This is a genomic window from Amycolatopsis granulosa, from assembly GCF_011758745.1.
Lineage (GTDB): Bacteria > Actinomycetota > Actinomycetes > Mycobacteriales > Pseudonocardiaceae > Amycolatopsis_E > Amycolatopsis_E granulosa.
This window is the reverse complement of the sequence record NZ_JAANOV010000001.1, coordinates 2,473,485-2,498,774: the sequence shown is the minus strand read 5'-3', so window position 1 is coordinate 2,498,774 and position 25,290 is coordinate 2,473,485. Positions and strand designations below refer to the sequence as shown.

17 protein-coding genes and 2 rRNA genes are annotated in these 25,290 nt (G+C 69.4%); 9 read left to right on the top strand and 10 right to left on the bottom strand.

The window, feature by feature from the left end:
- The first annotated feature begins 150 nt into the window (after positions 1–150).
- Positions 151–3,269, top strand: a 23S ribosomal RNA gene (locus tag FHX45_RS12040).
- 70 nt (positions 3,270–3,339) lie between these two features.
- Positions 3,340–3,456: ribosomal RNA gene (gene rrf / locus FHX45_RS12035) — 5S ribosomal RNA — on the top strand.
- A 102-nt stretch (positions 3,457–3,558) separates the two neighbouring features.
- Here the strand turns inward: rrf and FHX45_RS12030 are convergent.
- From FHX45_RS12030 to FHX45_RS12020, 3 genes are read right to left on the bottom strand one after another with little or no spacing between them, the layout of a single operon-like run.
- Positions 3,559–5,199: a phospho-sugar mutase gene (locus tag FHX45_RS12030; protein ID WP_167100160.1), complete on the bottom strand. Its 1,641-nt coding sequence runs from the start codon at positions 5,197–5,199 to the stop codon at positions 3,559–3,561.
- Positions 5,196–5,987 (bottom strand): purine-nucleoside phosphorylase, encoded by a 792-nt coding sequence (locus tag FHX45_RS12025; protein WP_208405899.1) that lies wholly within the window; start codon positions 5,985–5,987, stop codon positions 5,196–5,198. Before FHX45_RS12025 ends, FHX45_RS12030 begins: the two co-directional genes overlap by 4 nt.
- Positions 5,988–6,047: 60 nt before the next feature.
- Complete coding sequence (locus FHX45_RS12020; RefSeq protein ID WP_167108800.1) at positions 6,048–7,778, bottom strand: protein kinase domain-containing protein; 1,731 nt, start codon at positions 7,776–7,778, stop codon at positions 6,048–6,050.
- A gap of 121 nt (positions 7,779–7,899) precedes the next feature.
- On the opposite strand from FHX45_RS12020, the gene FHX45_RS12015 reads away from it, so the two are divergent.
- The 5 genes from FHX45_RS12015 to FHX45_RS11995 all read left to right on the top strand — a co-directional run bounded on the left by FHX45_RS12015 (position 7,900) and on the right by FHX45_RS11995 (position 14,749).
- Positions 7,900–9,789, top strand: a complete 1,890-nt coding sequence (locus FHX45_RS12015; protein WP_167100154.1) for a methylmalonyl-CoA mutase family protein — start codon at positions 7,900–7,902, stop codon at positions 9,787–9,789.
- The gene (scpA, locus tag FHX45_RS12010) at positions 9,789–11,957 is read left to right on the top strand and encodes a methylmalonyl-CoA mutase (RefSeq protein WP_167100151.1); all 2,169 of its coding nucleotides are present in this window, start codon (positions 9,789–9,791) and stop codon (positions 11,955–11,957) included. The genes FHX45_RS12015 and scpA overlap by 1 nt, the downstream gene beginning before the upstream one ends.
- 4 nt (positions 11,958–11,961) lie before the next feature.
- The gene (gene meaB, locus FHX45_RS12005; protein WP_167100148.1) at positions 11,962–12,945 is read left to right on the top strand and encodes a methylmalonyl Co-A mutase-associated GTPase MeaB; all 984 of its coding nucleotides are present in this window, start codon (positions 11,962–11,964) and stop codon (positions 12,943–12,945) included.
- A gap of 50 nt (positions 12,946–12,995) precedes the next feature.
- Positions 12,996–13,289 carry a hypothetical protein gene (locus FHX45_RS12000; RefSeq protein WP_167100145.1) on the top strand — a complete coding sequence of 98 codons (294 nt, stop codon included), beginning with the start codon at positions 12,996–12,998 and terminating at the stop codon, positions 13,287–13,289.
- A 164-nt stretch (positions 13,290–13,453) separates the two neighbouring features.
- On the top strand, positions 13,454–14,749 hold the full coding sequence (locus FHX45_RS11995) for an amidohydrolase (protein WP_167100142.1): 1,296 nt from the start codon (positions 13,454–13,456) through the stop codon (positions 14,747–14,749).
- A 448-nt stretch (positions 14,750–15,197) separates the two neighbouring features.
- Here FHX45_RS11995 and FHX45_RS11990 read toward each other — a convergent pair whose 3' ends face one another.
- Positions 15,198–15,650, bottom strand: coding sequence for a gamma-glutamylcyclotransferase (locus FHX45_RS11990; RefSeq protein WP_167100139.1), 453 nt, complete (start codon positions 15,648–15,650; stop codon positions 15,198–15,200).
- Positions 15,651–15,750: 100 nt separating this feature from the next.
- Here FHX45_RS11990 and FHX45_RS11985 point away from each other — a divergent pair, with 100 nt between their 5' ends.
- Positions 15,751–17,154, top strand: coding sequence for an NAD(P)H-quinone dehydrogenase (locus FHX45_RS11985; RefSeq protein ID WP_167100136.1), 1,404 nt, complete (start codon positions 15,751–15,753; stop codon positions 17,152–17,154).
- 82 nt (positions 17,155–17,236) lie between these two features.
- Here the strand turns inward: FHX45_RS11985 and glpK are convergent, their stop codons facing one another.
- Both glpK and FHX45_RS11975 read right to left on the bottom strand, forming a co-directional pair.
- Entirely contained in the window at positions 17,237–18,742 is a 1,506-nt protein-coding gene (gene glpK, locus FHX45_RS11980) for a glycerol kinase GlpK (RefSeq protein ID WP_167100133.1), read from the bottom strand.
- A gap of 36 nt (positions 18,743–18,778) precedes the next feature.
- Positions 18,779–19,777 carry an MIP/aquaporin family protein gene (locus FHX45_RS11975; RefSeq protein ID WP_167100130.1) on the bottom strand — a complete coding sequence of 333 codons (999 nt, stop codon included), beginning with the start codon at positions 19,775–19,777 and terminating at the stop codon, positions 18,779–18,781.
- Between the two features lie 146 nt (positions 19,778–19,923).
- On the opposite strand from FHX45_RS11975, the gene FHX45_RS11970 reads away from it, so the two are divergent.
- Positions 19,924–21,636, top strand: a complete 1,713-nt coding sequence (locus FHX45_RS11970; RefSeq protein WP_167100127.1) for an FAD-dependent oxidoreductase — start codon at positions 19,924–19,926, stop codon at positions 21,634–21,636.
- Positions 21,637–21,693: 57 nt separating this feature from the next.
- Here the strand turns inward: FHX45_RS11970 and FHX45_RS11965 are convergent, their stop codons facing one another.
- The 4 genes from FHX45_RS11965 to FHX45_RS11950 all read right to left on the bottom strand — a co-directional run bounded on the left by FHX45_RS11965 (position 21,694) and on the right by FHX45_RS11950 (position 25,273).
- A complete protein-coding gene (locus tag FHX45_RS11965) occupies positions 21,694–22,332 on the bottom strand; it encodes an AMP-binding protein (RefSeq protein WP_208405897.1) in 639 nt (212 codons plus the stop codon).
- 281 nt (positions 22,333–22,613) lie between these two features.
- Positions 22,614–22,976, bottom strand: coding sequence for a DUF1707 SHOCT-like domain-containing protein (locus FHX45_RS11960; protein WP_167100124.1), 363 nt, complete (start codon positions 22,974–22,976; stop codon positions 22,614–22,616).
- The gene (locus FHX45_RS11955) at positions 22,973–23,461 is read right to left on the bottom strand and encodes a DUF1707 domain-containing protein (protein WP_167100121.1); all 489 of its coding nucleotides are present in this window, start codon (positions 23,459–23,461) and stop codon (positions 22,973–22,975) included. The genes FHX45_RS11960 and FHX45_RS11955 overlap by 4 nt, the downstream gene beginning before the upstream one ends.
- A 9-nt stretch (positions 23,462–23,470) precedes the next feature.
- A complete protein-coding gene (locus FHX45_RS11950) occupies positions 23,471–25,273 on the bottom strand; it encodes an ATP-binding protein (protein ID WP_167100118.1) in 1,803 nt (600 codons plus the stop codon).
- Positions 25,274–25,290: the final 17 nt, after the last annotated feature.

Here is a 25,290-nt window from a genome sequence, read left to right as displayed (position 1 = left end):
TTTAGTACTGCTTCTTTCGGGGAGTGTGGAACGGCATGGCTGGCCGGATCGGTGGGTGCTCATGGGTACGCTGTTGGGTCCTGAGGCAACACGTGTGTTGTTTCTGGGTGTGGTGTTTGAGAATTGCAGAGTGGATGCGAGCATCTTTGTGGTCAAGTTGTTAAGGGCACATGGTGGATGTCTTGGCATCAGGAGCCGATGAAGGACGTGGGAGGCTGCGATAAGCCTCGGGGAGCTGTCAACCGAGCTGTGATCCGAGGGTGTCCGAATGGGGAAACCCAGCACCTGTTATGAGGTGTTACCCGCATCTGAATATATAGGGTGCGTGGAGGGAACGCGGGGAAGTGAAACATCTCAGTACCCGTAGGAAGAGAAAACACTTAGTGATTCCGTGAGTAGTGGCGAGCGAAAGCGGAGGAGGCTAAACCGTGCGCATGTGATACCTGTCAGGGGTTGTGTGTGCGGGGTTGTGGGACCTGACTTCCAGGAGCTGACACTTCTGGCATCGTGCTGCATGGCTAGTGGAACCGCCTGGGATGGTGGACCGGAGTGGGTGAGAGTCCCGTACGCGAAAGCTGTGTTGGTGTGGTGTGTTGGTGTTCCCGAGTAGCAGCGAGCTCGTGGAATTTGCTGTGAATCTGCCGGGACCACTCGGTAAGCCTAAATACTTCCTGGTGACCGATAGCGGACTAGTACCGTGAGGGAAAGATGAAAAGTACCCCGGGAGGGGAGTGAAAGAGTACCTGAAACCGTGTGCCTACAAGCCGTCAGAGCGATCGTGAGATTGTGATGGCGTGCCTTTTGAAGAATGAGCCTGCGAGTTAGTGCTGCGTGGCGAGGTTAACCCGTGTGGGGTAGCCGTAGCGAAAGCGAGTCTGAATAGGGCGTGTGAGTCGCGTGGTCTAGACCCGAAGCGGAGTGATCTACCCATGGCCAGGCTGAAGCGAGGGTAAGACCTCGTGGAGGGCCGAACCCACCAGGGTTGAAAACCTGGGGGATGAGTTGTGGGTAGGGGTGAAAGGCCAATCAAACTCCGTGATAGCTGGTTCTCCCCGAAATGCATTTAGGTGCAGCGTCGCATGTTTCGTGGTGGGGGTAGAGCTACTGGATGGCCTAGGGGCCTTACCGGGTTACCGAAGTCAACCAAACTCCGAATACCATCACGTGAGAGTGCGGCAGTGAGACGGCGGGGGATAAGCTTCGTCGTCGAGAGGGAAACAGCCCAGAACACCGGCTAAGGCCCCTAAGTGTGTGCTTAGTGGGAAAGGATGTGGGGTCGCCGAGACAACCAGGAGGTTGGCTTAGAAGCAGCCATCCTTGAAAGAGTGCGTAATAGCTCACTGGTCAAGTGGTCCTGCGCCGATAATGTAGCGGGGCTGAAGTACACCGCCGAAGCCGTGTCAATGACACATGTACATCCACTTCGCTCCTTGTGAGTGTTGTGTAGTGGTGTTGTTGGGTAGGGGAGCGTCCTGCATCCGGGGAAGCCACCGTGGAAGCGAGTGGTGGAGGGTGTGGGAGTGAGAATGCAGGCATGAGTAGCGAATGCAGAGTGAGAAACTCTGCCGCCGGATGACCAAGGGTTCCTGGGTCAAGTTAATCTGCCCAGGGTAAGTCGGGACCTAAGGCGAGGCCGACAGGCGTAGTCGATGGACAACGGGTTGATATTCCCGTACCCGCGTATGTTCGCCCATGACGAGGCTGGTGATACTAACCACCCGGGCTGGCTGAGACTTTCGGGTTGAGGTTGGTCTGCGTGGGGCCTGAGCTGGTAGTAGTCAAGCGATGGGGTGACGCAGGAAGGTAGCTCCGCCAGTGAGTGGTTGTACTGGTGTAAGCGTGTAGGACGAGTGGTAGGTAAATCCGCTGCTTATGTGTCTGAGACGTGATGCGTAGCCGTTGAGGTGAAGTAGGGTGATCCTATGCTGCCGAGAAAAGCCTCTAGCGAGAACATGTGCGGCCCGTACCCCAAACCGACACAGGTGGTCAGGTAGAGAATACTAAGGCGGTCGGGTGAACTGTGGTTAAGGAACTCGGCAAAATGCCCCCGTAACTTCGGGAGAAGGGGGGCCAAAGCACTTGAAGCCCCTTTGCGGGCTAGGGTGAGTTGGCCGCAGAGACCAGCGGAAAGCGACTGTTTACTAAAAACACAGGTCCATGCGAAGTCGTAAGACGATGTATATGGACTGACGCCTGCCCGGTGCTGGAACGTTAAGAGGACCGGTTAGTCTCCTTGTGGGGCGAAGCTGAGAATTTAAGCGCCAGTAAACGGCGGTGGTAACTATAACCATCCTAAGGTAGCGAAATTCCTTGTCGGGTAAGTTCCGACCTGCACGAATGGCGTAACGACTTTCCGGCTGTCTCAACCACAGGCCCGGTGAAATTGCACTACGAGTAAAGATGCTCGTTACGCGCGGCAGGACGGAAAGACCCCGGGACCTTTACTATAGCTTGGTATTGGTTTTCGGTTCGGCTTGTGTAGGATAGGTGGGAGACTGTGAAGCTTGGACGCTAGTTCGGGTGGAGTCATTGTTGAAATACCACTCTGGTCGGATTGGGAATCTAACCTAGGGCCCTGATCGGGTTCAGGGACAGTGCCTGGTGGGTAGTTTAACTGGGGCGGTTGCCTCCTAAAAGGTAACGGAGGCGCCCAAAGGTTCCCTCAGCCTGGTTGGCAATCAGGTGTTGAGTGTAAGTGCACAAGGGAGCTTGACTGTGAGACTGACGGGTCGAGCAGGTGCGAAAGCAGGGACTAGTGATCCGGCATCTCCTGGTGGAAGGGATGTCGCTCAACGGATAAAAGGTACCCCGGGGATAACAGGCTGATCTTGCCCAAGAGTCCATATCGACGGCATGGTTTGGCACCTCGATGTCGGCTCGTCGCATCCTGGGGCCGGAGTAGGTCCCAAGGGTTGGGCTGTTCGCCCATTAAAGCGGCACGCGAGCTGGGTTTAGAACGTCGTGAGACAGTTCGGTCCCTATCCGCCGCGCGCGTAGGAGACTTGAGGAAGGCTGTCCCTAGTACGAGAGGACCGGGACGGACGAACCTCTGGTATGCCAGTTGTCACGCCAGTGGCATGGCTGGTTAGCTACGTTCGGAAGGGATAACCGCTGAAGGCATCTAAGCGGGAAGCCTGTTCCTAGATGAGGTCTCCCACCCCTTTGTGGGTTAAGGCCCCCAAGAGACGATTGGGTTGATAGGCCAGACATGGACGCACAGTAATGTGTTTTTGAGTGGACTGGTACTAATAGGCCGAGGACTTGCCCACAAAGCTGCTACGCATCCGCTCTGCAACTCTGAGACACCACACCCAGGCAACGGGTGTTGTTTCGGAGAGTTTCGGTGGTCATGGCGGCAGGGAAACGCCCGGTCCCATTCCGAACCCGGAAGCTAAGCCTGCCAGCGCCGATGGTACTGCACCCCCGCGGGTGTGGGAGAGTAGGACACCGCCGAACACAACTTGATACTCGAGGCCCCGGTCGAGAACCGTCACGGTTCTCCCGGGGCCTCGAGCTGTCTCCAGGTGCCGCCCACGCCACGGCGCGGGCGGCACCCGATCAGCCCAGCAGGGCCTCGACGTCGCGGCGCAGCGCCGCCATCGTCCCCGTCGCATCCACTCGCACTGCGGCCAGCGCGGCCGCGTCCCCGACCGGCCGCATCACCTGCAGATAACACTTCAACTTCGGCTCGGTCCCCGACGGGCGGATCACCACCCGCACCCCACCACCGGCGATGCGCAACGCGTCCGTCTCCGGCAGGAGATCTTCCACTCCGACCGGCACACCGGCCAGCTCGGCCGGCGGTGCCTTCCGCAACCGGGTCATCACCTGCCCGCGCACCGCAAGATCCGTCACCCGCAACGACACCTGGTCGGTCACGTGAACACCGTGCGCGACCGCCAGCCGATCCAGCTCGTCCAGCAGCGAGCGGTCCTCCGCCTTCAGCTTCGCCGCGAGGTCACACGCCAAAGCCGCGGCGGCGATGCCGTCCTTGTCCCGTACGAAATCCGGGTTCACGCACAGCCCCAGCGCCTCCTCGTAGGCGAACACCAGGCCGTTCCCGGCACGAGTCAGCCACTTGAACCCGGTCAGCGTCTCCGCGTACCGGGCGCCATGGGCCCGGGCTATCTCCCGCAGCATCGCGGCGGACACGATCGTCGTCGCCACCAGCGGATCCGGGTTCGTCGTCGTGGACAGGACGTACTCGCCCAGCAGGACCCCGGTCTCGTCCCCGCGCAGCATCCGCCACCGCCCGCCGGCGTCCGGCACACCCACCGCGCACCGGTCGGCGTCGGGGTCGAGGGCGATGGCGAGGTCGGCGCCGACCTCGGCGGCCAGCGCGAGCAGCAGGTCCGTCGCACCCGGCTCCTCCGGATTGGGAAACGACACCGTCGGGAAGTCCGGGTCCGGACCGGACTGTTCGGCGACCAGGTGCACGTCGGTGAACCCGGCCCGGGAGAGGGCTTCACGCAGCACCTCCGCCCCGACCCCGTGCAGCGCCGTCGCGGCCACCCGCAACCCCCGCACCGTGGACCGCGGCACCTGGGCGACGCGGTCCAGGTAGGCGTCCAGGACGTCCTCACCGAGCACGGTCGCACCGGGCTGACGCGGCACGCTCACCGCGCCGGGCGCCTCGGCGATGGCGGCCTCGATCTCGGTGTCGGCCGGCGGCACGATCTGGATGGCGCTGTCGTCGTAGAGCTTGTAGCCGTTGTCCGACGGGGGGTTGTGCGACGCGGTGATCTGGATGGCAGCGGCCGCCCCGAGGTGCTTCGCCGCGAAGGCCAGCACCGGCGTCGGCAGCGGCCGGGGCAGGACCCGCACGTCGAACCCGGCGGCGTGCAGCACCTCGGCCGCCGCGGCCGCGAACGACGCGGACCCGTGCCGGGCGTCCCGGCCGATGACCACGATCTGCCCCGCCTTGCCGTGCGCGGTCAGCCAGCTCGCCACGCCGGCCGTGGTGCGCACGACGACGGCCGTGTTCATGCCGTTCGGCCCCGCCCGGACCGGGCCGCGCAGCCCGGCGGTGCCGAACGCGAGCGGCCCCGCCATCCGGTCGGCCAGACCGGCCACCCCGTCGGCGGAACCGCTCATCGCGGCCGCCAGCACGGTTTGCAGCTCGTGCCGGGCGGCGGGGTCGACGTCGTCGGCGATCCAGCGGATCGCCCGGTCCCGGAGCTCGGGTGGCAGACGAGTCATGCCCGGGCCACGAGCTCACGCAGCAGGGTGCCCATCTTCTCGGCCGACGCCCGTCCGGCCGCCAGGACCTCCTGGTGGCTCAACGGTTCCCCGGTCATACCCGCGGCCAGATTGGTGACCAGGGACAGCCCGAACACCTCGACACCGGCGGCCCGCGCGGCGATCGCCTCCAGGACGGTCGACATGCCGACCAGGTCCGCACCCAGGGTGCGCAGCATGCGGATCTCGGCGGGGGTTTCGAAGTGGGGGCCGGGCAGACCCGCGTACACACCTTCGGTCAGCCCGGGGTCGATCTCGCGGGCGAGGTCACGCAGCCGGTGCGAGTACAGGTCGACCAGGTCGACGAAGTTCGCGCCGGTGATCGGGGACGTCGCGGTCATGTTGAGGTGGTCGCAGATCAGCACGGGCTGGCCGACGTGGTACTCCTCGCGCAACCCGCCGGCGGCGTTGGTGAGCAGCACGGACTTCACGCCCGTCGCGGCAGCGGTGCGCACGTTCTGCACCACGCGACCCACGCCCTTGCCCTCGTACAGGTGGGTGCGGCCGAGCAGCACCAGAGCGCGCTTGCCGTCCACGTCCACCGACCGCACGGTCCCGCCGTGCCCGACCGCCGTCGGTGTCTCGAACCCGGGCAGCTCACCCAGCGGGATCTCCGCCTCCGGCTCGCCGATCACGTCTGCCGCGGGACGCCACCCCGACCCGAGAACCACCGCGATGTCGTGCCTGGCGAACCCGGTGCGCTCGGCGATGGTGGCGGCAGCAGCGGCCGCCACGTCCTTTTCCGTCATGGCGACCATCTTCCCAGCGGCGCGCCAGAACCGGGCGAGCGCCCGCCGCCGGTCCGGCCGTCAGCCGGTTACCTGGAAGGTCGGCACGATGCGCTCGTAGAGTGCGGTCTTCGCCGTCTCCTCCTGGTCCGTCGGCACCGTCACGCCGACCACCCACAGGCTGGTGCCCTGCCGGAACACGTTCGCGTAGGTCGTGCGGCTCACCGATCCCGCCGGGGAACGGTCGATCGTCCGGTACATCATCGTCACGCCGTCCTGCTCGGTCAGCCTCGCCTCGTACACCAGCGTGAACCCGGTGTTGGACCGGCTCCGCTCCACGGCGTTGAGGTAGTCGTCGAGACTGTTGGCCGGGAAGTACTTCGGGAAGTGGTTCACCGCGAGCATCTGCGAACCGTCCGCCGACACGAACTGCACCAGCGTGGACAGCGGCAGCCCGTCCCCGGCCTGCGAACTCGTGAACCGCGTCCAGTCGGCCGGCACGTCCACGGTGAACGCCCCGCCCTGGGCGCCCTTCACGTTCGACGCCTCACCCGTCCGCCGCTCGAACACCGTCGGCTGCGGGGCCGACGGCTCGAACGTCTGCTCCTTCGACGGCGGCACCACCGGCTGCGCCCCGATCACCCGGGCCGCCGCGAAACCACCGAACGCGGCGGCCAGGAACACCACGATCGACACCGCGACCAGCACCACCGTCGCCCTCGTGCCGCGGCCGCCGGTGACGGGTGCGCCCACCGGCCGGGCGGGAGCGGGATCCGCGGTCAGCGTGCCACCCGACCCCGCCGCCCGGAACGGCAGCGGGCCCGGGTCCGCAGCCAGCTCACCGGTGGCGGCGGGCCCGGCGAACGGCAACGGACCTGGGTCGGCCGCCAGCTGACCGGCCGGCGGGTCCTCCGGCGGCTGCGGGCTCGCCGAGATCTCCCGCGTGTCGGTCGCCGCCTCACGCTGACCACTGGCCGCGGCGAACATCTCCGGCCCGAACAGCACCCGCGGCGCCTTCTCCAGGATCGGGTGCAACTCCCGCCGCACCTGCGCGAGCGGCATCCGGTCCCGCGGCTCCTTCGCCATCAACGCGCTGATCAACGGCGCCAGCGGGCCGGGCGAGGGCCGCGGCACGTCGCCCCTGACGACCCGCCCGATCGTCTCCAGCGGATCTCCGTCCGCGTCGTAGGGCGGGTGGCCCTCCACGGCGCAGAACAGCGTCGCGCCCAGCCCCCACAGGTCCGCGGCCGGTGTCACCGCCCGGCCGGAAGCCACCTCCGGGGCGATGTAGGCCGGCGAACCCAGCGTCATGCCGGTGCGGGTCATCGAGGCGTCGGAGACGTTGCGGGCGATGCCGAAGTCGGTGAGCTTGATCCGCCCGTCCTCCGCGACGAGCACGTTGCCCGGCTTGACGTCGCGGTGCGTGATGCCGGCGTTGTGCGCGGCGCCCAGCGCGGCGGCGACCGCGTCCCCGACCGCCGCTGCCTGCTCGACCGACAGCGGGCCGTGGTCGCGGATCAGCTCCGCCAGGCTGTGCGAGGGCAGCAGCTCCATCACCACGAACGGCTCGCCGTCCTGACGGGCGACGTCGTGCAGGGTGATCACGTTCGGGTGGGACAGCACGGCGATGGCGCGCGCCTCACGCAGCGTCCGCTCCCGCAGCTCATCGGCCTGGCCCGCGGTGACACCAGGCGGCAGCAGGATCTCCTTCACCGCGACCGGCCGGTGCAGGAACTCGTCGTAGGCCGACCAGACGGTGCCCATCGAGCCGGAACCCAGAACGGAGCGCAACCGGTACCGCCCGGCCACCACCCTGGTCTCCTCGCTCGCCACGTCATCATTCTTGCGGATGCGCGCTGCGTGATCGCGACTACTGCCCGGCCGCGAGCAGAGTCACAATCGTCCCCCTTGCCCGCGCCCTACCATCAGAGCTATGACTCAGGCTGGGACAACGGCGCCCACCCCGGATTCGCCGGACGAGCTCGCCCTCGCCGCCGAGTTCACGGCTCCGCGGCGGGCGGACTGGCAACGCCTCGTCGCGGGGGTGCTGACGAAGAGCGGAGTGCTGCCCGAGGACTTCGACGGCGCCCCGGAAAGCCTCCTGACCAGCAAGACCTACGACGGCATCGAGATCCAGCCGCTCTACACCGCCGACAGCGTGGACACCGCGGCGGCGTCCGCCGGCTACCCCGGGCTGCCGCCGTACGTGCGCGGCGCGCGGCCGGAGGGCCACGTCGGCACCGGCTGGGACGTGCGGGTGCTGCACGGCGGCGCGGACCCGGCGCAGGCCAACAAGGCCATCCTCGCGGACCTGGAGAACGGCGCCACCTCGGTGTGGCTGCGCGTGGGTGGTGACGCTCTGCCACCGGATGCGCTCGCCGACGCGCTCAACGAGGTCTACCTGGACCTCGCGCCGATCGTCCTGGATCCCGGCGCGGACTACGAAGCCGCCGCGGACGCCCTCCTGAGTTTGTTCGCCGACAAGAACATCCCGGACAGCGAGGTCACCGGCACGATCGGCGCGGACCCGATCGCGCTGCGCGCCCGCACCGGCCGCCCGCACGACATCGCACCGGCCGCCGCGCTGGCCGCGCGCCTGGCCGGCAAGCACCCGAAGCTGCGCACGCTCGTCGTCAACGGGCTGCCGTACCACGAGGCGGGCGGATCCGACGCCCAGGAGCTCGGCGCCGCGATCGCGGCGGGGGTGGCGTACCTGCGCGCCCTCACCGATGCCGGGCTGAGCGTCGACGCGGCCGCCGACCAGCTGGAGTTCCGGTTCGCCGCGACCGCGGACCAGTTCCTCACGATCGCCAAGCTGCGTGCCGCCCGCCGCCTCTGGGCGCGGGTCTGCGAGGTGGCCGGCGCCGGCGCCGGGCGCGGCATGCGGCAGCACGCCGTCACCTCGCCCGCGATGTTCACCCGCCGCGACCCGTGGGTGAACATGCTGCGCACCACGGTCGCCTGCTTCGCCGCCGGCATCGGCGGCGCGGACGCGGTGACCGTGCTGCCGTTCGATTTCGCGATCGGCCTGCCCGACGCGTTCTCCCGCCGGATCGCCCGCAACACCCAGTCGATCCTGCTGGAGGAGTCCAAGCTCGCCGGCGTGATCGACCCGGCGGGTGGCTCCTGGTACGTCGAGAACCTGACCGACGCGCTCGCCAACGCGGCGTGGCGCGTGTTCACCGGGATCGAGCGCGAGGGCGGCATCGAGGCGGTGCTGGACTCGCGTGCCCTGGCCGCGCGGCTCGCGGACACGTGGGAGAAGCGGCAGCAGCGCCTGGCGACCCGCGCGGACCCGATCACCGGCGTCAGCGAGTTCCCGGACTTGCACGAGAAGCCGGTGGAGCGGACGCCGGCGCCGTCCGTGGTGGACGAGGGTGGCCTGCCACGCGTGCGGTACGCGCAGGCGTACGAGGCGCTGCGCGACCGTTCCGACGCCCACCTCGCGGAAACCGGCGAGCGGCCGAAGGTCTTCCTCGCCACACTCGGACCGGTGGCCGCGCACACCGCACGCGCCACCTTCGCCGCGAACCTCCTGCAGGCCGGCGGCATCGAGCCGGTCAACCCCGGCGCGGTGGCGGACACCGAGAAGCTGGTCGCCGCGTTCCGGGAGAGCGGTGCGAAGGTCGCGTGCCTGTGCGGCACCGACAAGCTCTACGCCGAACACGCCGCGGACACCGCGAAGCGGCTCACCGAGGCCGGCGCCCGCCGGGTGATCCTCGCCGGCAAGCCGGAGTACCCGGGCGTCGACACGTACGTCCACGCGGGCTGCGACGCACTCGCCGCCCTGACCGGCCTCCTCGACACGCTGGGAGTGAAGTGATGGCCATCCCGGACTTCGCAGACGTCGAGCTCGGCATCCCGGACCCGGGCAGCCAGACCGACTGGGCCGAGGCGCTGCACTCGAGCACCGGCAAGGGGCCCGACGCCCTCACCTGGGAGACCCCCGAGGGCATCGGGATCAAGCCGCTCTACACCGCCGAGGACACCGCCGACCTGGACTTCCTGCACACCTACCCGGGCATCGCGCCGTTCCTGCGCGGCCCGTACCCGACGATGTACGTGAACCAGCCGTGGACGATCCGGCAGTACGCCGGGTTCTCCACGGCCGCGGAGTCCAACGCCTTCTACCGCCGCAACCTCGCCGCCGGTCAGAAGGGCCTGTCGGTGGCCTTCGACCTGGCCACCCACCGCGGTTACGACTCCGACCACCCGCGCGTGGCGGGTGACGTGGGCATGGCGGGCGTGGCGATCGACTCGATCTACGACATGCGCCAGCTCTTCGACGGCATCCCGCTGGACAAGATGAGCGTGTCGATGACCATGAACGGCGCGGTGCTGCCCGTCATGGCGCTGTACATCGTGGCGGCCGAGGAGCAGGGGGTGCGGCCCGAGCAGCTGGCCGGGACCATCCAGAACGACATCCTCAAGGAGTTCATGGTCCGCAACACCTACATCTACCCGCCGCAGCCGTCGATGCGGATCATCTCCGACATCTTCGGCTACACCTCGCAGCGGATGCCGCGGTTCAACTCGATCTCCATCTCCGGCTACCACATGCAGGAGGCCGGGGCGACCGCCGACCTGGAGCTGGCCTACACGCTGGCCGACGGTGTCGAGTACATCCGAGCGGGGCTGGACGCCGGCCTCGAGGTCGACAAGTTCGCGCCGCGCCTGTCCTTCTTCTGGGCGATCGGCATGAACTTCTTCATGGAGGTCGCCAAGATGCGGGCGGCCCGGCTGCTGTGGGCCAAGCTGGTCAAGCAGTTCTCGCCGAACTCGGACAAGTCGCTCTCGCTGCGCACCCACAGCCAGACGAGCGGCTGGTCGCTGACCGCGCAGGACGTGTTCAACAACGTCGTCCGCACCTGCGTCGAGGCGATGGCCGCGACCCAGGGGCACACGCAGTCGCTGCACACCAACGCCCTGGACGAGGCGCTGGCCCTGCCGACCGACTTCTCGGCGCGCATCGCCCGCAACACCCAGCTGCTGCTGCAGCAGGAGTCCGGCACCACCCGGGTGATCGACCCGTGGGGTGGCAGCGCGTTCGTCGAACGGCTGACCTACGACCTCGCGCGCAAGGCGTGGGGCCACATCAGCGAGGTCGAGTCGGCGGGCGGCATGGCCCGCGCGATCGACGCCGGCATCCCCAAGATGCGCATCGAGGAAGCCGCGGCCCGCACGCAGGCGCGGATCGATTCCGGCCGTCAGCCGGTGATCGGCGTCAACAAGTACCGGGTGGTCGACGACCAGCAGATCGAGGTGCTCAAGGTCGACAACGCCGGGGTGCGGGCCCAGCAGCTGGAGAAGCTCAGGAGGCTGCGCGCGGAACGCGACGAGAACGCCACGCAGGACGCGCTGCGGCGGCTCACCGCCGCGGCCGGGGGCGAGGGCAACCTGCTGGAGCTGGCGGTGGACGCCGCCCGCGCGAAGGCGACCGTCGGGGAGATCTCCGACGCGCTGGAGAAGGTGTGGGGCCGCCACTCCGGGCAGATTCGTACGATCTCCGGCGTGTACCGCGACGAGGTCGGGAAATCCGAGAACGTGGACAAGGCACGTGCGCGGGTCGAGGCGTTCGCCGAGGCCGAGGGGCGCCGTCCGCGCATCCTCGTCGCCAAGATGGGCCAGGACGGGCACGACCGCGGCCAGAAGGTGATCGCCACCGCGTTCGCCGACCTCGGCTTCGACGTCGACGTCGGCCCGCTGTTCTCCACGCCGGCCGAGGTGGCCCGCCAGGCGATCGAGGCGGACGTGCACGTCGTCGGGGTGTCGTCGCTGGCCGCCGGGCACCTGTCGCTGGTGCCGGCGCTGCGTGCGGAGCTGGCCCAGCTCGGCCGCGAGGACATCATGATCGTGTGCGGCGGGGTCATCCCGCCGCAGGACTACGACGAGCTGCGCGCGGCCGGCGCGTCGGCGATCTTCGGGCCGGGCACGGTCATCGCGGACGCCGCGCTGGACCTGCTCGACCAGCTCGAGCAGCAGGAGTCCTGAGCCGTTGCCGCGCAAGATCGACGTCGGTGCCTACGCCAAGGGCGTGCTCGCGGGTGACCGCGGCACGTTGTCCCGGGCGATCACACTGGTCGAGTCCCACCGGCCGGACCACCGGCAGCAAGCCCAGGAGCTGCTGGTCGAGCTGCTGCCGCACGCCGGTGGCGCGCGGCGCGTCGGCATCACCGGGGTGCCCGGGGTCGGCAAGTCGACCTTCATCGACCAGCTCGGCACCGACCTGACCGAGGCCGGTCACCGGGTCGCGGTGCTGGCGGTGGACCCGTCGTCGACCCGCACCGGCGGCAGCATCCTCGGCGACAAGACCCGGATGGCGCGGCTGGCGAACGACCCGGCCGCGTTCATCCGGCCGTCCCCGACCTCCGGCACGCTCGGCGGCGTCGCGCGCGCGACCCGCGAGACGATCGTGCTGATGGAGGCCGCCGGGTACGACGTGGTGCTGGTCGAGACCGTCGGCGTCGGGCAGTCCGAGGTGACCGTCGCCAACATGGTCGACTGCTTCCTGTTCCTCACCCTGGCGCGCACCGGCGACCAGCTGCAGGGCATCAAGAAGGGCGTCCTGGAGCTGGCCGACGTGATCGCGGTGAACAAGGCCGACGGTGACCACGAACGCGACGCCAAACGTGCCGCGCGCGAGCTCGCCGGTGCCCTGCGGATGATCTACGGACCGGACGCCGCGTGGACGCCACCCGTGCTGACCTGCAGCGGGCTCAACGACATCGGACTCGACGTCGTGTGGCAGCAGATCGAGCGTCACGGGGAAGCGCTGTCCGGATCGGGAGAACTGGACCGCAAGCGCAAGCAGCAGCAGGTCGACTGGACCTGGGCGATGGTCCGTGAACAGCTCCAGGCGCGGCTCGCCGAACACCCGGGCGTGCGCGCCCTGGTCCCGCAGGTCGAACAGGACGTCCGGGAAGGACGGCTCACCGCGACCCTGGGCGCGCAGAAGATCCTCGACGCCTTCACCGCGTGAGTCCGTGAGTCCGCTTGTTGACCGGTAACCGACCGGGCACACTGGGCTTCATGGTCAAGGTGCGTGCGCTGCTGGCGGGTCTGATGCTGTCGACGCTCGTGGTGCTCGCCACGCCGGCCGCGCCCGCGCTGGCCACCCCGGTCACCGCGCACGTCACCGCCGCGGCGGTGGTGCCGCAACAGGCCACCGATCCGGGGCCGCGGATCGACCCGGAGCAGAACAGCAAGGCGAACCAGCAGAAGACGAAGAACAAGATCATCGTCGGCGTGCTCGCCGCGGTGCTCGCGTTGATCGTCCTCTGGGGACGCAGCGTCCGGAAGAAGAAGCGGAAGGCCGCCGGCTGAGCCGTTCGGCGGGGTTCGGTTACGCCGTATTCCGTAGCGCCGCTCAACGCAGATCCACTACCGGCTGTCGCGCAGAGTGAGATCTGGTTCGAAGATTGCTCCTTGCATGGTGCAGGATTGCGTCAAATGGGTTACGTAGTTCTCGGTGTGCATGGAGGTGCGGCGTGACCGTGCTGGACTCCCGCCCGGAGGTTCCCGGTGATCACGGCGGTCGCCCTACCTCGTTCGAGGCGCCGGACGCGCTGATCACGAAGGACGGCGTCAGCATGGCTCCCGTGACCGATCTCGGTGCGGGGCGCGGCCCCTTCTGGCTGGACGAGTGGCTCGACCGCGGCGGAACCGACCTGGTCGCGTGGCGCCGTCACATCCACGCCAACCCGGAGCTGGCGCGCCACGAGTTCGCGACCACGGAGCTGATCGTCGGCATCCTGCGCTCGGCCGGGCTGTCCCCGCAGGTCCTGCCGGGCGGCACCGGCGTGGTGTGCGACATCGGCACCGGCGACCGCTGCGTGGCCCTCCGGGCGGACATCGACGCGCTGCCGCTGACCGAGGCGACCGGCCTGCCGTACTCGTCGACCGTGGAGGGCGCCGCGCACGCGTGCGGGCACGACGCGCACACCGCGATCCTGCTCGGTGTGGCGAACGCCCTCGCGTCGGCGCCCGAACTGCCCGGCCGCGTCCGGCTGATCTTCCAGCCCGCCGAGGAGGTCATGCCCGGCGGCGCGCTGGACTTGATCGACGCCGGCGTGCTCGACGGTGTCGACCGGATCTTCGGGCTGCACTGCGACCCGCGCGTCGAGGTCGGCAAGATCGGCACCCGCAACGGCGCGCTGACCTCGGCGGCCGACCTCATCGAGCTGCGGCTGACCTCGCCCGGGGGCCACACGTCCCGGCCGCACCTGACCGCCGACCTGGTCCACGCGCTCGGCGTGGTGATCACCTCGCTGCCGTCGCTGCTGTCCCGGCGCGTCGACCCGCGGTCCGGCACCGTGCTGGTGTGGGGCGCGGTGCACGCCGGGCAGGCCGCCAACGCCGTCCCGGAGGAGGGCGTGCTGCGCGGCACGCTCCGTACGGCCGAGCACGAGGTGTGGAAGCAGCTGGAGCCGCTCGTCGCGTCGTCGGTGCAGTCGCTGCTGGCGCCCACCGGGGTCGGGTTCGAGCTGGACTACCGCCGTGGCGTGCCGCCGGTCGTCGGCGACGAGGACAGCACCGCGCTGCTGCGCGCCGGGATCGGGGCCGCGCTCGGCGACCGCGCGGTGACCGGCACCGAACAGTCGTCCGGCGGCGAGGACTTCGCCTGGTACCTGGAGCACGTGCCCGGCGCCTTCTGCCGGCTGGGCGTGTGGTCCGGTGAAGGTGAACAGCGCGACCTGCACCGCCCCACCTTCGAACTGGACGAACGCGCCCTGCACGTCGGCGTCCGGGTCCTGGTCCACACCGCACTGGCCGCTCTGGCCTGACTCCTCCCGACGCCGTCTTCGCCGCTCCGGGTAGTGTGTCCGCCGCGCAGCGCGCCGTGTTGGCCGCGCCGGTCGCGGAAGCGCTGCCCGGAGTTGTCCACATGCCGTTGAGTTGTCCACAGATTCCACGGACGGTCACTACCCGTCGTTGAACGGGTGCAGCCTGGCTCCCTGTTCGGGATACCTGACACGGAGCACGGCGCGGCGCGCCGTAGCGACCTGATCGCCGCTCTCGGCGAGCGTGCCCTCTCCCGCCTGGGTGCGGTCGAAGGCGGGCTTGGTACGACGGGTACGAAGCGCACGAGGGCCCGGGAGGCCCAGGACGCCGCGCGAGACGCCCGGCTCACCAGCAGGGGCTGGTGCATCATCCGCGTCCGGAAGGGCGACCTCGCTGCCCCGGGGTGGTGAACACGGCGCGCGGAGGGGTGAACACGGCGCCGGGAGCGGGTCAGGAGGTGATGCCGCGGCAGGGGCGGGTGCGGAGGTCGTCCACGTAGTCGGTGGGGGCGCCGGCCGCTTCGGCGGCGTCGGCGAGCACGCCCAGGTACCGCGCGGACGGCAGGCCGCCCTCGTAGGCGTCCAGGACGTACAACCAGGCGAGCGCGGAGCCGTCCATGGTCTGGACCCGCAGCCGGATCTTGTTGTGCATGCCGAGCTCGCCGCCCTCCCAGCGGTCGAGCAGCGCCTCGTCGAGCGGCGTCACGTCGTACAGCACCACGAAGACCCGGGCGCCCGGGTCTTCGACGATGGTCGCGAGCGCGCCTTCCCAGCCGAGGTCCTCGCCCCCGAAGGTCAGCCGCCAGCCCTCCAGCCAGCCGGTGCCGGCCATGGGCGAATGCGGCGCTCGCTCCATCATCTGATTCGGATCCATGTTGGACCCGTAGGCGGCATACAACGGCACGCGCACAGCCTAGCTGCCCGTCTCTCACCCAACCGGACGCACTCCGGGTGTCGCCGCCTAAGGTTGTGGGCGAGGTGCGCGTAAGGAGGAGGAGAGCCACGTGACCAGGATCGTGATCATGGGCGGCGGACCGGCGGGTTACGAGGCGGCCCTGGTGGCCGCGCAGCACGGCGCCGACGTCACGATCGTCGAGAAGGACGGCCTCGGCGGTGCCTGCGTGCTCTACGACTGCGTCCCGTCGAAGACGTTCATCGCCTCCTCCGGCGCCCGCGCGAACATGCACGGTCTCGGTGAGCTGGGGATCATCACCGACATGGCCGACACCGGCGTCGATCTCCGGACCGTGCACGGCCGGGTCAAGGGCCTGGCGCTCGCGCAGTCCGCCGACATCCGCGCCCGCGTGCAACGCGAAGGTGTGAAGATCCTCACCGGGACCGGCCGCTTCGACGACGACGAGCCGGGTCTGGCCGCGCACAAGGTCCGTGTCACCAAGGACACCGGCGACGTCGACGTGCTCGACGCCGACGTCGTCCTCATCGCCACCGGCGCCACCCCGCGCGTGCTGCCCGGCGCGGTGCCCGACGGCGAGCGCATCCTGGACTGGCGCCAGCTTTACGACCTGCCGGAGCTGCCCGAGCACCTGGTGGTGGTCGGGTCCGGTGTCACCGGTGCCGAGTTCGCCTCCGCCTACACCGAGATGGGCGTCAAGGTCACGCTCGTCTCCAGTCGGGACCGCGTCCTGCCGCACGAGGACGCCGACGCCGCCGCCGTGCTCGAGGAGGTGTTCGCCCAGCGCGGCAACACCGTGGTCAAGCACGCGCGCGCCGAGCGCGTCGAGCGGACGGAGAAGGGCGTCGAGGTCCACCTGCAGGACGGCCGGGTGATCGAGGCCAGCCACGCGCTGATGACCGTCGGCTCGGTGCCCAACACCAAGGACATCGGCCTGGAGAAGGTCGGTATCGAGCCGGGACCCGGCGGCTTCATCACGGTCGACCGCGTGTCCCGCACGACCGTCCCGGGGATCTACGCGGCGGGTGACTGCACGGGCGTGCTGATGCTCGCGTCCGTGGCGAGCATGCAGGGTCGCATCGCGATGTGGCACGCGCTCGGCGAGGGTGTCGCGCCGATCAAGCTCAAGACCGTCGCCGCGAACGTGTTCACCCACCCGGAGATCGCGACCGTGGGCATCAGCCAGAGCGCGATCGACTCCGGCGCGGTGCCGGCCCGCACGATCATGCTGCCGCTGGCCACGAACGCGCGTGCCAAGATGGAGGGTCTGCGGCGCGGGTTCGTGAAGCTGTTCTGCCGCCCGGCGACCGGGGTGATCGTCGGTGGCGTGGTCGTCGCGCCGACCGCGAGCGAGCTGATCCTGCCGATCGCGCTGGCGGTGCAGAACCAGCTGACGGTGGACCACCTGGCGCTCACGTTCGCGGTGTACCCGTCGCTGTCCGGCTCGATCACCGAGGCTGCCCGGCAGCTCATGCGTCACGACGACCTGGACTGAGGTCACGTCGCCCGCCGCCAGCGGGCCGGTCCGGTGTGGACGGCGTGTTTCCCCCGTCAGCCAAGAGAAACACGCCGCTCGGTCACTCCACCCAGTCGAAGGTCTTGGTCACCGCCTTCTTCCAGTTGCGGTACTGCGTCTCGCGGTGCTGGGCGTCCATCGACGGGGTCCATTCCTTGTCCTGGGCCCAGTTGTTGCGGATGTCGTCCTCGCTCGCCCAGAACCCGGTCGCCAGGCCGGCCGCGTACGCGGCGCCGAGCGCCGTCGTCTCGGCCACGACCGGGCGGATCACCGGCACGTCCAGGATGTCCGCCTGGAACTGCATCAGCAGCTCGTTCACGACCATTCCGCCGTCGACCTTCAGCGACTTCAACGGCACACCCGAATCGGCGTTCATGGCCTCGATCACCTCGCGTGTCTGGAACGCCGTCGCCTCCAGCACCGCGCGGGCGATGTGCCCCTTGTTCACGTACCGCGTCAGGCCCGCGATCACGCCGCGCGCGTCCGAGCGCCAGTACGGTGCGAACAGTCCGGAGAACGCCGGCACGAAGTACGCCCCGCCGTTGTCCTCGACCGAGCGGGCCAGCGCCTCGATCTCGGCGGCGTTGCTGATCATGCCGAGGTTGTCGCGCAGCCACTGCACCAGGGAACCGGTGACCGCGATGGCACCCTCCAGCGCGTAGACCGTGTCGTTCGACCCGATCTTGTAGCAGACCGTGGTGAGGAGGCCGTTCTCCGACATCACCTTGTCCGTGCCGGTGTTCAGCAGCACGAAGTTGCCGGTGCCGTAGGTGTTCTTCGCCTCGCCGGGGGACAGGCACGCCTGTCCGAAGGTCGCTGCCTGCTGGTCGCCGAGGATCCCGGCGATCGGCACCCCGGACAGCACACCGCGCGGCCGGACCTTGCCGTACTCCTCGGACGACGAGCGGATCTCCGGCAGCATCGACATCGGGATGCCCATGTCGGCGGCGTTGTCGGCGTCCCAGCTCAACGTGTCCAGGTCCATCAGCAGGGTGCGTGAGGCGTTCGTCGGGTCGGTGATGTGCAACCCGCCCTCCGGGCCGCCGGTCATGTTCCACACGGTCCAGGTGTCCATGTTGCCGAACGCCAGGTCACCGGCCTCGGCCCGCTCCCGCGCACCCTCGACGTTGTCCAGGATCCACTTGACCTTCGGACCCGAGAAGTACGTCGCCAGCGGCAGACCGGTCTTCGGGCGGTACCGCTCCTGGCCGCCGCCGAGCTCGCCCAGCTCGTCGACGATCCGGTCGGTGCGGGTGTCCTGCCAGACGATGGCGTTGTAGACCGGCTTGCCCGTCTTCCGGTCCCACACCAGCGTCGTTTCGCGCTGGTTCGTGACGCCGACGGCGGCGATGTCACCCGCCTGCAGGTCGGCCTTGGCGAGCGCGCCCGCGGTGACGGCGCGCGTGTTCTCCCAGATCTCCTCGGCGTTGTGCTCGACCCACCCGGCCTGCGGGAAGATCTGTTCGTGCTCGCGCTGGTCGACGGCGACCACCCGCCCCGAGTGGTCGAAGATCATCGCCCGGGTGGACGTGGTGCCCTGGTCGATCGCGGCGACGTATGAGGGCATGGGTTTCCTCCGAATGGGTTGCCTGCCTTGTTGGTGCTATTCGGATCTCTGCGCCTGAGTGGACCCCGCACGGTCCGCGTCGGACAGTGCCTCCCCCTCGGCCCTGGCACCGTCGCCGGCCCCGTCGGCCGACCCGGGGACCCGCCCCGGTTCCGGCGTAGGCTCGGCTCCCGGTGCCGGCCGGACCGCCAGCACGGTGCCGATGAAGAAGTCGTAGACCAGCACGCCGACCACACCGCCGACGAGCGGACCGACTATGGGTATCCACCAGTACCCGCTGAACCAGTCCCCGTTCCCCGGGAACGCCTTGGACCCCCATCCGGCCACGAAGGCCAGCAGCCGTGGTCCGAGGTCGCGGGCCGGGTTGATCGCATACCCGGCGTTCGTGCCGTAGGTGAGACCGATCGCCACCACGATGAGACCCACGACGAACGGCGCCAGGTTCGACGCGGGCGCCTGGTTCCGCGAGTCGATGATCGCGGCGAGGATGGCGACGAGGATCGCCGTGCCCACGATCTGGTCCACCAGCGGCCCCCACACGCCGTTGCCGAAGTACTTCGCCGGGAAGGTCGCGAAGATCGAGAACGTCGGCAGTGACCCCGGACGGTCCGTCGGCGGGGTCTGCGCGGCGAGGAACGCGTTGATCGCGTTGTGGTAGACGCCCAGCACGAGGGCGGCACCGGCGAACGCGCCGACGACCTGCGCGACCCAGTACGGCAGCACCTTCGCCCACGGGAACTTGCGGCGGATCGCGAAGGCCAGGGTCACCGCCGGGTTGATGTGGGCGCCGCTGACCCCGCCGGCCACGTAGACGGCGAGTGTCACCGCCAAGCCCCAGCCCCAGGCGATGATGAGCCAGTTGGCGGGTCCGAAGTCGCCGGTCTGGCGGCCCGAACCGGGCAGGCCCGCCACCGCCACGGCGACGGAGCCGCAGCCCAGGATGATCAGGATCGCGGTACCCAGGAACTCGGCGAGCAGTTCACCCACCGTGGTCTGCCGGAGTCTCGTCCACGGACGAGACGTGCGGTCGGCCATGACACACCTCCCTGTGCGAGACGACAATGCCTCGAAGGTCACATGGTGCGCCGTTGACGCGGACCGGACAAGCGCTTGCGGAGGGAAGACGTGCGCAAACGTGTCATGCTGGAGGCGTGGACGGACGTCGTGAGGGAGGAGCCGGAGTGACTGAGGCGAAGCTGGGGCCGGAGGCGAGGGAGGAGACCTGGCGGCGGCTCGGTGCCGAGACGTTCGACCTCGTGGTGATCGGTGGCGGCGTGGTGGGCGCCGGAACCGCCCTCGACGCGGCCACCCGCGGCCTGCGGGTCGCCCTGGTCGAGGCCCGTGACCTGGCGTCCGGCACGTCGAGCCGGTCCAGCAAGCTGTTCCACGGCGGGCTGCGGTACCTCGAACAGCTGGAGTTCGGTCTGGTCCGCGAGGCGCTGCGCGAACGCGAGCTGATGCTCACCCGGATCGCGCCCCACCTGGTGAAACCGGTCAGCTTCCTGTACCCGCTGCAGCACCGCGTGTGGGAGCGCCCCTACACCGCGGCCGGCCTGTTCCTCTACGACACGATGGGCGGCGCGCGGTCGGTCCCGGGGCAGAAGCACCTCACCCGGGCGGGTGCGCTCCGGCTCGTCCCCGCGCTCAAACGGGACGCCCTGATCGGGGGGATCCGCTACTACGACTCGCAGGCCGACGACGCCCGGCACACCATGACCGTCGCGCGCACCGCCGCCCACTACGGCGCCGTGGTGCGGATGAGCACGCAGGTCGTCGGGTTCCTGCGCGAGGCCGACCGGATCTCCGGGGTGCGGGTGCGTGACGTCGAGGACGGGCGCGAGACCGAGGTCCACGCCAACGCGGTCATCAACTGCACCGGGGTGTGGACCGACGAGCTGCAGCGGCTGTCCGGCAGCCGCGGCCGGTTCCGGGTGCGCGCCAGCAAGGGCGTGCACATCGTGGTGCCGCGTGACCGGATCGTGTCCGAGTCCGGGCTGATCCTGCGGACCGAGAAGTCGGTGCTGTTCGTGATCCCCTGGCGCAACCACTGGATCGTGGGTACCACCGACACCGACTGGAACCTCGACCTCGCGCACCCGGCGGCCACGAAGAACGACATCGACTACATCCTCGAGCACGTCAACGAGGTCCTCGCGACACCGCTCACGCACGACGACATCGAGGGCGTCTACGCCGGGTTGCGCCCGTTGCTGGCCGGGGAGAGCGAGGAGACCTCGAAGCTGTCGCGGGAGCACGCGGTGGCGCGGGTGGCGCCCGGCCTGGTCGCCATCGCGGGAGGCAAGTACACCACCTACCGGGTGATGGCGGCCGATGCGGTGGACGCGGCCGCGCCCGACCTGCCGGGACGGCTGCAGTCCTCCATCACCGACAAGGTGCCGCTGCTCGGCGCCGACGGCTACCACGCGCTGGTCAACCAGGCCGACCATCTGGCCACCCAGCACGGCCTGCACCCGTACCGCGTGCGGCACCTGCTGGACCGGTACGGCTCGCTGGTGCACGAGGTGCTGGCGCTCGGTGACGACCGGCCCGAGCTGCTGCGCCCGATCGAGCACGCGCCGGACTACCTCGGGGTCGAGGCCGTGTACGCCGCCAGCCATGAAGGGGCGCTGCACCTGGAGGACATCCTCGCCCGGCGCACGCGCATCTCGATCGAGTACCCGCACCGCGGCGTGGACTGCGCCGAGGCGGTGGCGCGGATGGTGGCGGACACGCTGGGCTGGTCCGAGGACACGATCCGGCACGAGGTCGAGGTGTACACCGCACGGGTCGCGGCGGAGCGGGATTCGCAGACCCAGCCCAGCGACGAGGCGGCTGATGAACGGCGCTCCAGCGCGCCCGAGGCACGGGCACGGCTGACCGCTCCGGTGGGCTGACCGGCTGGCTGTCGTGCTGACGGGTGGTGGTGCGGGCGGGCACCACCACCCGGTCGCTCAGGCTTCGCCGGCGAGGTTGGCCGTCGCGAAGGTGCCGGTGCCCGCTGTGCGTTCGTGCAGCACCACCGTGTCACCGGCCAGCAGCGCCTTGCACGTCAGGCGGTTGCCGATCGGGTGGGACAGGGGCGCGATCAGCAGCACCCGCTGGGGGTCACCGAGGTGGGGCTGCGTCGTGCGGGCCATCTCCTCGTAGACGTCGCGGTAGCAGACCAGGTTCGTGCCGTCCCCGGAGAACATCGTCTCGATCGTGCGCGGCAACGGGACGTCCTCGCCCCGGCGCGGGCCCCGGGCGACGCGCGAGGTCACCAACGGGCCTTGCGGATCCGTCGTCAGCACGTGGTCCACTTCGAGCAGCTCCACCAGATCGGTGCGCGCACCGTCCACATGCACCACCCGAGCGCCGAGCAACTGGGAAGCGAACTGGAGAAGAATTGTTTCCGGCGCATTTTCTCCGGTAATGGCGACGAGCTGACCGGGCGCGATCCCTTCCGATTTCAGGGTCGCATGCAGCCGCCGTAATGTGTCGAAGGTCTCCCGATACGTTGTCGACCGGCTACGATGGGCAAAGGCGACCTGGTCGCCGCCATCTAGCAGCATGTCGAGGATGCGGGTCAGAAAGACGCTGGACTCGCCCACGGTCCCCCCGTTCAGCGCTGAATCGGAATCTGAAACCAGATCACCACAAGGTCACCGAGGTGCGCGAGGATTTGTGTCGCCCGGCACAAGAGGACTGGGCCACACCCGCCTATTGGCGGCGTATCAGCGACCCGAGGTCCCGGCCGGGGCTCCCCGCGCGCGCCGGCCTTGTCCCGCGGGAGCCAACCCGCCGCCAGGAGCGGCGAACACGGCGCCCGGCGCCGTGTTGGCTGCTCGTGGCGGTGTGTTGGCCGGTTGTGGCGGTGTGTTGGCGGTGGGGGTCAGCGGCGCCAGGTCAGGGCCGCTCCGGCGACCACCGGGACCAGGAACACCAGCCACATCCCGCGCGTCAGCACGAACAACGCCACGGCCGCGACGATCAGCAGCGGAAGAAGACCCATCCCGAGCTTCCGCGCGGGCGGACGAGCCGGGGCCGGCTCGACGTCGAGCACGCGTGGCCGCGGCGCGGGCAGGTCGGTGAACAGCGGCGCCAGGTCCCCCCGGGTCCGGGCAGCCGCCACCTTCGCCGACCGGATGCCGAACTCGTCGATGTCCAGGCGGCCGGTGCGGACGTGCTCGGACAGGGCGTCCATGGCCTCCGTGCGTTCGGCATCGGAGAGCCGCAGATCCGGCCGGTCGGTCATGGGCGCCGGTCCCACCGGTCCCGGCGGTAGCTGCGCCGGTCGTAGGCGGCCTGCCGGTCCCGTTCCCAGTCCTTGCCCCAGAACGCGCTGCCGGCGGCGGTGAACACGAACGGCAGGGCAAACCACCACCAGCCGCCGACGGCGAAGAACAACACGACCGCCGCCACCCACAGGAAGGGCACGGCGGCGGCCGCCACCCGCTGCGGCAGCGGCCGGTCGGACCACTGCACCGGCTGGTCCGGCTTCTTCACGACGGGAGCCGCCACCGGCTGCACCGGGGTTTCGAACACCGGGTGCGGTTCGGGCAGGTCGGCGAACAGCCCGGCGAGGTCCCGCCGCGTGCGGGCGGCGGTGACCTTCGCCGAACGGTCGCCGTACTCGTCGAGGTCCAGACGCCCGGCGCTCAGGTGCTCGCCGAGCACCTTCAGCGCGGACTCCCGGTCGTGGTCGCCGATGCGCAGATCGGGGGAGGGAACCTCGGTCACACCGTCAGGTTAGTCCTTGATTTCGAGCAGGGAAGCGCCTTGTGTCACGGCCGTGCCCACCTCGACGGAAAGTCCGGTCACGGTGCCCGACTTGTGTGCGGTGACCGGGTTTTCCATCTTCATCGCCTCGAGTACGACGAGCAGTTCGCCCGCCTCGACCTGCTGGCCGTCCTCGACCGCGATCTTGACGATGGTGCCCTGCATGGGTGCTGTCACGGCGTCGCCGCTGACCGCCGACTTGGTGCCGCCGCCCCGCTTGCGCGGCTTGCCCTTGGCTCCACCGTTGCCCTTGCCGCCACCGCCACCGCTGAGCGCGAGGTCGCCCGGCAGCGAGACCTCCAGACGGCGGCCGCCGACCTCGACCACCACCGTCTGCCGCGGCTCGTCCTCGTCCTCGGCCTCGGCAGCCGCGGTGAACGGCTCGATCTGGTTGTCGAACTCGGTTTCGATCCACCGGGTGTGCACGGAGAACCCGTCCTCGTCGCCGACGAACGCCGGGTCGCGCACGATGACGCGGTGGAACGGCAGAACCGTCGCCATGCCCTCGACGACCATCTCGTCCAGCGCGCGGCGGCTGCGCTCCAGCGCGTTCTGCCGGTCGGTGCCGGTGACGATGACCTTGGCGAGCATCGAGTCGAACTGGCCGCCGATGACGCTGCCGGTGACCACGCCGGAGTCGACCCGCACGCCCGGGCCCTCGGGGAAGACCAGCTTGGTGACGGTGCCCGGCGCCGGCAGGAAGTTGCGGCCGGCGTCCTCGCCGTTGATGCGGAACTCGATCGAGTGGCCGCGCGGGGTCGGGTCCTCGGTGAAGCGCAGCTTCTCGCCCTGCGCGATGCGGAACATCTCGCGCACCAGGTCGACCCCCGCGGTCTCCTCCGACACCGGGTGCTCGACCTGCAGGCGGGTGTTGACCTCCAGGAACGAGATGGTGCCGTCCACGCCGACCAGGTATTCGACGGTGCCGGCGCCGGAGTAGCCCGCCTCGCGGCAGATCGCCTTGGCCGACTCGTGGATGGTGCGGCGCTGCTCGTCGTTCAGGAACGGCGCGGGCGCCTCCTCGACGAGTTTCTGGTGACGGCGCTGGAGCGAGCAGTCACGGGTGCCGACGACCACCACGTTGCCGTGCAGGTCGGCCAGCACCTGGGCCTCGACGTGCCGCGGCTTGTCCAGGTAGCGCTCGACGAAGCACTCGCCCCGGCCGAACGCGGCGACCGCCTCGCGGGTGGCCGACTCGAACAGCTCCGGGATCTCCTCCTTGGTGCGCGCGACCTTCAGGCCGCGGCCGCCACCGCCGAAGGCGGCCTTGATGGCGACCGGCAGGCCGTGCTCCTCGGCGAAGGCGACGATCTCGTCCGCGTTCGCCACGGGGTCCTTGGTGCCCGGGACCAGAGGGGCACCGGCCTTGAGCGCGATGTGCCGCGCCGTGACCTTGTCACCGAGGTCGCGGATGGCCTGCGGGCTCGGCCCGATCCAGGTCAGGCCCGCGTCGATGACCGCCTGCGCGAAGTCGGCGTTCTCGGAGAGGAAGCCGTAGCCGGGGTGGACGGAGTCGGCGCCGGAACGCTTCGCGACGTCGATGAGCTTGTCGATGACCAGGTAGCTCTCGGCGGCTGTGGTGCCGCCGAGGGCGAACGCCTCGTCGGCGAGCTGGACGTGCGGCGCGTCCCGGTCGGGATCGGCGTAGACCGCGACACTCGCGAGCCCGGCGTCCCTGGCCGCTCTGATGACGCGGACCGCGATCTCGCCCCGGTTGGCGACGAGGATCTTCGTCACCGGTCCGCCCTGGGTCGCGCTGGCCTGCTCGGGCACGCCTATACCTCCATCTG